The 3266-nt window shown below is 74.7% G+C and carries 3 protein-coding genes; all 3 read left to right on the forward strand.

Features of this window, described 5'->3' with window-relative positions; all coding sequences use genetic code 11:
- The first annotated feature begins 74 nt into the window (after nt 1–74).
- The gene (locus tag BN2279_RS07630; RefSeq protein WP_159037104.1) at nt 75–554 is read left to right on the forward strand and encodes a hypothetical protein; all 480 of its coding nucleotides are present in this window, start codon (nt 75–77) and stop codon (nt 552–554) included.
- Between the two features lie 82 nt (nt 555–636).
- A complete protein-coding gene (locus BN2279_RS07635) occupies nt 637–1776 on the forward strand; it encodes an SDR family oxidoreductase (RefSeq protein ID WP_079031957.1) in 1140 nt (379 codons plus the stop codon).
- 183 nt (nt 1777–1959) lie between these two features.
- Nucleotides 1960–3266, forward strand: a 1307-nt coding sequence (locus BN2279_RS07640) for a beta-ketoacyl [acyl carrier protein] synthase domain-containing protein (RefSeq protein WP_199827657.1), incomplete at its 3' end; no start/stop codon positions are given.

Below are 3266 nucleotides of genomic sequence, written 5' to 3' on the forward strand. Positions count from 1 at the left end.
CCCGCTCTGTCACTGTTTTTAGAGGTGGCGCCGACACGCGAGCACTACGCTATCCGCTCCGTAGGCAGCGTCAGATGTGTACAGGAGACAGGGACACACCCGGCGCCGAGGAGGCGGCGAGCCCCGGGGCGGGCCCCCTCGGCGGCGACAGCCGCTGCGGCATCCCCGCCCGGGACTCGGGGACGCTCACCTGGCGGGTGTGCGCCCGGGTCGACGAGGAAGCCGTCTCCTTCGCGCTCGAACTCGTCAACGAGGGCCCGTCCCCGCTGACCGTCACCGTCCACCTCGCCTACGTGCGGGCCGACGCGTTCCACCCCTGCCCGGGGGCCGCCGAGCCCCGCGCCGTCACGGTCGCGGCCGGCCGGACCCTGGTCACCGACCCGGCCGACTGCGCCGTTCCCCGGGTCGACCTGTACGCGTACCAGGGCGTCGGCTGGCTCCTGGACGACGGCCAGGAGCCGCTGCGCGACCCGGACCACTACGAACTGTCCCCGGCGGCCCACGTGCTGCCCGGCGAGGTCACCTGGCGCCCCGACGTGCCGCCGGCCGGCTGACCCCACCGCGCCGGAACGCGGTGACGCGCTGCCCCGGCGGTGAAAGCCCGGCGACCGCCCAGCCGGGTGGCATGGTGGCGATATGCCTGTTTTGCTCACCGGTGCCACCGGTTTCCTCGGTTCCCGTCTGCTGCATCGCCTCCTCGTCCACCGGCGGCGCGAGGTCGCTGTGCTCGGCCGCGGGCCGGCGTCCCTGCTGCGCGAGCGGCTCACGCGTCTGCTGCTGCTGGAGGAGGGCGGCCCCCTCCCGGCCGGTGCCGCGGACCGGCTGCACTGCCTGTCCGGCGACCTGACCCGGCCCTGGCTCGGTCTGGCGCCCGCCGAGTACAGCCGCCTCGCCCGGCACGTGGAGGCGATCTGGCACTGCGGCGCCGACACCTCCCTGACCGCCGGCATCGAGCGGCTCCGCACGGTCAACGTCGTCGGCACCCGAAGCGTGCTGAGCCTGGCCGAAGCGGCCCGGACGGACTGTCCGTTGATCCACGTCAGCACGGCCTTCGTCGCCGGGCGCCGGCGCGGCGGGGGCGTCCCGGAGGACGCGCTCGCCGGCACCCACGGCTTCGAAACCCCCTACGAGCGCAGCAAGTTCGAGGCGGAGGTGGACGTGCGGGAGTGGGCGGCGGCCCGCCCCGGCCGGCAGGTGACCGTGCTGCGGCCCAGCATCCTGCTGACGGACCGGCCCCTCCCGGACTGGGCCCCGCAGCATCCCCTCGGCACACTCGGCCGCATCGTCGGGCAGTTGCACGCGGCCGTCACCGGGCCGGCCGGGCAGGTCCGGGTGCCGGTGCGTCCCACCGCCGAGAACAACGCGGTGCAGGTCGAGTACGCGGTCGAGGCCGCCCTGCGGCTGGTGGAACGCCGGGGCGCCGGGACCGGCCTGCGGACCGTGCACGTGGTGCACCCCGTCAACACGCCCGCCCGCCCGCTGTTCGACGCGATCGAGCTGAGGTTCCCCGGCGTGCGGATCATCCCGGCGGACACGATCCCGGACCCCGGGCCGATCGAGAGGATCGTCGCCGCGCAGATGCCGGGCTCTCTGGCGTACGGCAGGCAGACGCGGACCTACGCGCGCACCGGGCTGCTCGCCGCCGTGCCGGAACTGCCCGACCCCGCGCCCCTGGACACCCGTTACCTCGCCGACGCCCTCGGCTCCGGCTCCGGCGCGCCCGGCTCCCCGGACCCGGCCGCCGGTCCCGTCACGGAATCCGCCGTGCTCTCCTGACGCGTTGACGTCCCGCGGTCCGGCCCGTACCGGATCCCGCCCGGACCACCCGCGTGTTCGTGACCCGTTCGCGGATTCCTCACGCCACACCCCAAGTCGATATGCCCTATATGTCAGACTCGGCGGTGACACGCCATCAGGTCCTGCCGGAGCGGCACGGGCCCGGACCGCGAAGGGTCAGCCATGCCAGCCTCACGCCCCTCATCGGTGACCGAACCGATCGCCGTCGTCGGAGCCGCCTGCCGCCTGCCCGGAGGAATCGACACCCTCGACGACCTCTGGGGCGTCCTGGAACTCGGCCGCGACGTGATCACCGAAGTCCCCGCCGACCGCTTCCCCGCCGACCGGCTCGTCGACGCCCAGCACCGCAGAACCGACCGCTCCTGCACCGCCGCCGGCGGATTCCTCGCCGACGTCACCGGCTTCGACACCCACTACTTCAGCCGCGTCTCACCCCGCGAGGCGTCCGCGATGGACCCGCAGCAGCGGCTCCTGCTGGAGCTGGCGGCCGAGGCCGTCGACGACGCCGGGGCCTCCCGCGACACCCTCGCCGGCTCCGACACCGCCGTCCTGATCGGCGCCAGCAGCCGCGACTACGGCGACCTCCAGGCCCTCGAACCGCACAGCAGCCCGCACACGCTGCCCGGCCTCGCGCTGTGCAACGCCGCCAACCGCGTCTCCCACGCCTTCGACTGGCACGGACCCAGCTTCACCGTCGACACCGCCTGCTCCTCCGCGCTGACCGCCGTGCACCAGGCGTGCGAACAACTCCGCGCGGGCCACGCCCGGACCGCGCTGGCCGGCGGCGTGAACGTCATCATCAGCCCCCTGCCGTACGTCGGCTTCTCCGCGGCCGGCATGCTGTCGCGCACCGGCCACTGCCACCCGTTCTCCGAACACGCCGACGGCTTCGTCCGCTCCGAAGGCGCCGGCGTCGTGCTCCTCAAGCGGCTCCCCGACGCCCTGGCCGACGGCGACCGCGTCCACGCCGTGATCCTGGCCGGCGGCACCAACACCGACGGCCGCACTCCCGGCCTGGTCCTCCCCAGCGCCGCCGCCCAGGAGGCGCTGCTGCGCGGCGTGTACGACAGGGCCGGAATCTCCCCGGACGACCTGGGCTACGTCGAGGCGCACGGCACCGGCACCCCCGTCGGCGACCCGGCCGAATGCGCCGCCCTGGGCCGCGCCCTCGGCCTGCGCCGCACCACCGGGCCGCTGCCCATCGGCTCCGTCAAGGGCAACCTCGGCCACCTGGAGGCCGCGGCCGGCATGCCCGGACTCTTCAAAGCCCTGCTCGTGCTCCGCCACCGCCGCATCCCCGCCACCCCGCACGCCGAACCCCTCAGCGAATCCATCGACTTCGAGGGCCTGGGCGTGCGGCCCGTCGTCCGCCACGAAGACCTGCCGGACCTGGAACGCCCCCTCGCCGGCGTCAACTCCTTCGGCTTCGGCGGCGCCAACGCCCACCTCGTCCTGGCCCCCGGCCCGGA

It is taken from the genome of Streptomyces specialis, from assembly GCF_001493375.1.
GTDB lineage: Bacteria > Actinomycetota > Actinomycetes > Streptomycetales > Streptomycetaceae > Streptomyces > Streptomyces specialis.

Bases quoted from the DNA above. Each gene is read 5' to 3' on its own strand.
- BN2279_RS07630 (WP_159037104.1), top strand. From the start codon at position 75: ATGTGTACAGGAGACAGGGACACACCCGGCGCCGAGGAGGCGGCGAGC.
- BN2279_RS07635 (WP_079031957.1), top strand. From the start codon at position 637: ATGCCTGTTTTGCTCACCGGTGCCACCGGTTTCCTCGGTTCCCGTCTG.